At 32.6% G+C, this 6,110-nt stretch carries 3 protein-coding genes; 2 read left to right on the plus strand and 1 reads right to left on the minus strand.

Annotated elements, in window-relative coordinates; all coding sequences use genetic code 11:
• Positions 1 to 46: 46 nt before the first annotated feature.
• On the minus strand, positions 47 to 733 hold the full coding sequence (locus ABH960_RS28305) for a hypothetical protein (protein ID WP_404449743.1): 687 nt from the start codon (positions 731 to 733) through the stop codon (positions 47 to 49).
• A gap of 488 nt (positions 734 to 1,221) precedes the next feature.
• On the opposite strand from ABH960_RS28305, the gene ABH960_RS28310 reads away from it, so the two are divergent.
• Both ABH960_RS28310 and ABH960_RS28315 read left to right on the plus strand, forming a co-directional pair.
• Entirely contained in the window at positions 1,222 to 2,772 is a 1,551-nt protein-coding gene (locus tag ABH960_RS28310; protein ID WP_404449745.1) for a replication-relaxation family protein, read from the plus strand.
• Entirely contained in the window at positions 2,744 to 5,818 is a 3,075-nt protein-coding gene (locus ABH960_RS28315) for a type IV secretory system conjugative DNA transfer family protein (protein WP_404449747.1), read from the plus strand. Before ABH960_RS28310 ends, ABH960_RS28315 begins: the two co-directional genes overlap by 29 nt.
• Positions 5,819 to 6,110: the final 292 nt, after the last annotated feature.

The following is a 6,110-nucleotide window of genomic DNA, read 5'->3' on the forward strand; positions in this document are numbered from 1 at the left end:
ATACCCCTAAAAAAAGAGTAATACTTCTTGAGTATTACTCTTTTAACTATATAGTTTTATATAAAACACTTAGTTTATTAAACAGATCTTTATGATCCCGCTTCTTTTTTAATAACTCACTTTTCTGTTGGTTGTCTACAGAAAGGAAAGGGGATGTCAATGTCATGTTATATGTAGTTATTTCTTTTATTAATTCGGAAGTTATTTCTGAGATTTGTAGGAATAGCACATAAAATTGTGATTCATTTTCATTCATTTGATTCTCTTTGAAATTAAGTTCTACAAACTTGTCAGTATAACTTGTCAATTTCATATCAATATAATCACTATAACTAACATGTAAGGTCATGAAGCGATTAAATTCAGATGCACTAATTAATTTCTTTGTTAAGCATAGATGCACTAAATATATCCTATATACAGCTTTAAGTGAAATAATATATTTAGTTCTTTTTTTTCTTAATTGGATGTATTCACCGTATTTGTTGATTAGAAATCTTAATTGATTAGATTTTATCCTCAAAATTCTACTGACTTGTGCGGTATTATACGTTTTATAAGGATCTAGAGCTGCAAACTTTAATGGGATTATCTCATGTTCGTTACATAATGTGTTGATTACTTTGGTATAAAGAAGGTCCGTTTCAAATTCACTTTGTATTATCTTTGTTATTAACCCATATTCTGTGTTCCAATTCCGCATTTTTTCACCCCTTAAATCAGATTGTAACATGCAAAATATGAAATATACACAATTTTCATTTACTTTATTATGTTTATTTACTTATTTCTTTTATGATGTAATTTTTCCTTCTGATAAACAAATACCTCTACAGAATTAAATGCAATTCTGTTTAATACTTAGTTTCATCTATGCAAAAGTATATTCACTGTACATTTTATCTATTTTAGATACTCTACACATATATGACGGAATACATATGACGAAGTACATAAGACGAACTCTAATAGCAAATTTCTACTTGATAACATTGAATTTTATTACTCACACCTGACGAAATAATATGTGTTTTTAAACCGAGAGTTCATAGGGGATAATGGGTTACTTTTTTGCAAATTTCAGTTAAAATATGCATTAATCATTTTTATGTACTGAACTGCTTATTTTATCCAACATTAATTACTTTCTTTTCATGATAATTGCACTCGATTTTATGCAAGTTTCCGTATATTTTTTCCATATCAAGGGAGTGTTTAAATTTGAAAAAATCATTTGATCATGCTGTTAAATATATCGTTGGAGAAAATGATCGTGGAGTTTATTTTAATCGTTCTGATATTTTTACAGTTTTATTTTTATATGAACAGCGAACAGTATCCCAAATTCAGTTACGTAAATTTTATGAATTGATAAGTGGGGAACCTATAAGTCGAACTACATTTTCATCAAAGTTAACTAAGTGGGCAAAAATGAAATTAATAAAAAAGGAAAATATAAGTGTGAGAAAAAAGCGGGGCTTTACACTGGACTTTGTTTCTATCTCTTTGAAAGGAGCTGAAATATTATATCGATTAAAATTGATTTCTGATTGTAGTACCTCATTTGTTACTAAAAGGCAATATGAACATAATATAGCAATCACGCAATTTGTTTTAAATTTACTTGAAGCAGAATCAAACAATGAACATGCCGGTGCAATTGTAGGCGGTAATGGGGATTATCTCTTTCCGCTAAGCCCAATTGTAAAGCAAAACTTACATTTGCCCAACCTAATGTATTCCGATTCAAATAATGTTTACTTTTTATACGAAGATGAAGAGTATCGCGAAATGTTTCAGCCAGAACTTCAACCCGTTTCCTTCCAACCAGATCTACCTCAACTCGTTTATTCATTTCGTCCATCTAAAGAGTTTTATCCCGATTCAAAGGGAAACCCTTTAATCATTCCTGATTGGGTTCTTACTTGTAACGATTCTATTATCAATATTGAAGTTGATACTGGATCAGAAAACATTCCATTTTTAGAAAATAAACTAAAAAAATATCTCGATATCGCTGCTGCTAACCCATCTAAACAGTTTTACGTGTTATTTTCAGTGATTGATGACTCCTATCACACAATTTCTACTTACAAAAAAAGGACTACACGTGTAACAAATTTAAAAAAAGCTTTCAGCAATATACCACGTTTAAGTGTAGTGAATAACCTAAATGTCTACGTATGCAATATGGGTGGATCGGCACTTGTAATAAATAATATTCTTCAAGAAATTCGCGAAGTTAATAGTTTAAGCAAAAGTCATATGCTCAAAAAAATCACTGAACGTTTAAATATAAATTCTTCTTTCCCTTATTCTGTAGAGTGGATATCTAATAAAAATGAAATGCAAGCGAAAGGGATTCAGCATTCTAAACTACTTGAGCTAACAGATGACATATTGGTATTACGAAAAAAATCACCTGATGAAGAAAAAAACCCTTTAGATTACTTAGAAATATTATGTATATTAACAATACTTAAGGTAGGGGAGGTTAACACACACTTTAAATTACAACACTTATCAGGATTGTTGGCCATGCAAAATCAACACCGAACACTAAACCCAATTAAGATTTTGGGGATATATGAAGCGGATGAATTAGAGCATGGGCAGCAAGCCATTTTTACTGATTTGTATCACAATTCCATAGCACCAGAGAATATATTATTGGCTACTTCTGCTGAATTGCTTAATTTCACCGCTGCTTTTTATTCGTTAAAAGAGAGGGTGAAACAAGAATTTGGAGAATGCAGTTCAAAAAAATGCTGAACTCAATAATGCACCAGGTAATGGGGAGGATCCAAAAGCCGGAAAGAGCAAAAAAAATTCCTATACAGTTACAATCGACATTACAAAAAGCTGGAAATATCGTTTAGCAGCCCGCTCATCTTACTATATTGTGACATTACTACTTCTGCTAGCTTGGTATTTTGCTTTTAGAGGAATATATAAATACGCTTCTTTCTGGTCAATACAAATGAGGGCTCCATTACCTACTTTAAGTATCTTCGGTAATCCGTTTGAAATTAATTATTACATTGAAACCTTTTTTAGCTTTTGGATTTTAATTTATACTTGGCAACTATCAACCAAGGTTAAGACCTATCAGGAGATAAAGCGTAGATGGTTTATTTTCTCGATGATGTTAATTGGTATAGTTGCCCAGTACTTATGGGCGTTTAGTGTTCCATTAGCTAAGATATTTATTCCATTCTTACATTCGAAAGCTGGAGAAGTTTCACTAAATGACAAAGGATTAGAGGCTACTATACTTTCAAATTTTAGTAATATCATGCACCTTGTATTTGCTATACCTGTAATTATTATTATTCTCGTACTCTTATGGCTCTTTAAGATTTTTTATGAACATAAAAAAGAGCTTTTAGATGAATTCGGAAAATGGGAATACGTATTTAAAATACCTGGTTGGATGCTTTCCTTTTTGAATGATGATCGTCAACGAAAACTTGCTACTTCATTACACAGATTTTTCACTGAAAAAAATCCATCAAAATTGCCAGAACCCGATATCTTTCTTGGTCCTAACAGTGCTACACGGGAAATGGCAGTAATACAAGGCAAGTCTTTAACACTTAATATAATGATCATCGGTAACATTGGTACAGGTAAATCAGCTGCACTAGGTTTACCAATTGCTAATCAAATTCTTGACTATATGGCTTCAATGATTAATAACTTTAAAACCTTATATGCAAGAAAAGATTATCATTCAGAGGATGTAAAAGGAACGCAGGTAAATGGTCTTACAGTTATCGAGCCATCTAATGACTTCTGCGAAAAGGTATATAACTTGGTATTGGCACACAAGATTCCCAATAGTGTTATTTTCTATTTAGATCCAACAAATCCTGATACCCCTTCAATAAATTTCGTACGTGGTCCAGTTGATAAAGTTGCTGAGATGTTATGTTCAGTATTAACGGGGCTCTCTGATAATGGAGCAGGAAATCCTTTCTTCGTTCAATCTGAGCGTTCCCATCTTAAACAACATATTTACTTGTTAAAACTCCATGATTCAAAATTTGAAGCTAGATTTGAACATTTAATTGATATGTATAATGATGCTAACCTCGTTTTTGAGATGCATCTCAAGTTAAAAGGGCGACTTCCAAATGATATTGAATCTATACCTGATAGAGATGAGAGAAATCATTGGCGCATAATGAAGCAAGTTGATGAATGGTTTGATTTAAATTATGTGCCTGAAATTTCTGGCGGTCGTGGGGGAGGGGAAGTTGTTTATCATACTGAAGGGAAATACTATGGGCAGCCAAAGATTATCGATAAACAAGAAACCTTCGTTCGTGGTTTACGAAACACATTAAATGATATTTCAGCTCAACCTCTGCTCCGTCGTGTATTATGTGGTCCATCAGATTTTGACTTTGAAAAACACTTGGAATTTGGAGGCATCCTTTTAATCAATACAGCGAAAGGAGAACTTTCTGATCTATCTGATGTATTCGGTAAATTATGTTTGTATGCCGTGCAGAATGCCGTTTTCCGTCGTAAGCCTAACGTATCTCCTTACCATCCTGTTTTAGTCGATGAGTTTGCTGATTACATTTATAAAGCATTTAAAAGTTTTCCTGCTCAATCACGTAAATATAAAGCACCTTTAATTGTTATTGCACAAACAATTAGTCAATTAGCAATTGAACATGGCCCAAGATTCATGGATATCCTGTTAGGTACATTTCGTAATAAACTTGTTTATGGTGATGTTACTAATGAAGACGCTAAATTGTTTAGTAAGCTTATGGGTACGAAAACAATTTATGAAGCACGTGAAGGTGATCAAGAAATTGATATGGTAACAGCTGAAACGAAAACACAAAGTACACGTAGAACATCCTACTCTTATTCGAAAACAGAGGTACCCATTCTTTCTGAAAATGATATCTTAATTCAAAAAGCATTCCAGTGTGCTGCTAAAATTGTAAAAGATAATGCTCCTCAAGGGGGCATACAAGTAAATGCAAACTTTGTTCCTGCCACTGAGTTTAAAACAGCTAAGATTCAAGTTGATGCAGAAGCAGCTGCTTACTGGCTAAAAATTCGAGAAGAGTCATTGAATGTGGAAATTAAATATGATGATTATGTCACAAATACAGATGTTGATAGTGAAGAAAATGTAATTGAGGAATTGAGTACACCTACAACAGCGCCTACTGCAATAGAAGGTTGGTTACAAGCGTTAAATCCTGATACTTACGATTATTACAATAACGAAGATGATACTGACAATGAAGATGAATTAACAAATAATCAGCCTGTGCGAGATTACTCAAGAAAATCTGCTTCTAAGCTAGAAAAAGAGGATACTACAGTATCAATTCCTACTTCTAATACAACAGAACACGCAAAAATTAATGAAGTGATCAATGTGCAAAAAGAGAGTGTACCAGATACAAGTAAACATAGAGAGCCTATTGAACTTATCAAGAAAGCACCCGTTATTACTGAAACTCCAATAGAAGTGCCAAGGGCGAAGCATACACCACAATATAGAGAGCCTGCTTACACATCGACTGTAACTCATAATCAGCAGGAACAGGAAATTCAACGAACTGCAGAAATCAATGGTAAAAATACAACATCTAACTTAACAATGCAATGGTTACAACAAATGGCTGCTACTGCTTCTCAAGATGTTGAAAATACATTACCTTTAGATGAAATGGACGGAGGCTCTCGTCTTCACAATCGTAAAGTAGCAGAAGTAACTCCAGAAAGTGCAGCAATTAAAGATAAACTCCGTAAATATATTGAAGGTGACATTGATCATGATTGATACACTATGCATATAACAAATATTATTACCGGTAAAAAGGTGTGGGTTGTATACTCATACCTTTTTATTATTTCATACGCCACTTTCCCCAAGGAGACCATTTCTTTATGCTAAAATTTAATTGAGTTTGTGAAGAAACAGAAAATGGTGTACAGAGATAATAAAGTTGTTTAATTTACAATAAAGTCGTTTAAAACATAATAAAGTTGTTTCTGTAGTGCTTAAAGAAATCAAAGTATTATTTTAATGAACTACATGCTACTGAATTAAGTCTATAATTTATAGTTGTAAG

It is taken from the genome of Bacillus sp. RC252, from assembly GCF_044909215.1.
Classification (GTDB): domain Bacteria; phylum Bacillota; class Bacilli; order Bacillales; family Bacillaceae_G; genus Bacillus_A; species Bacillus_A mycoides.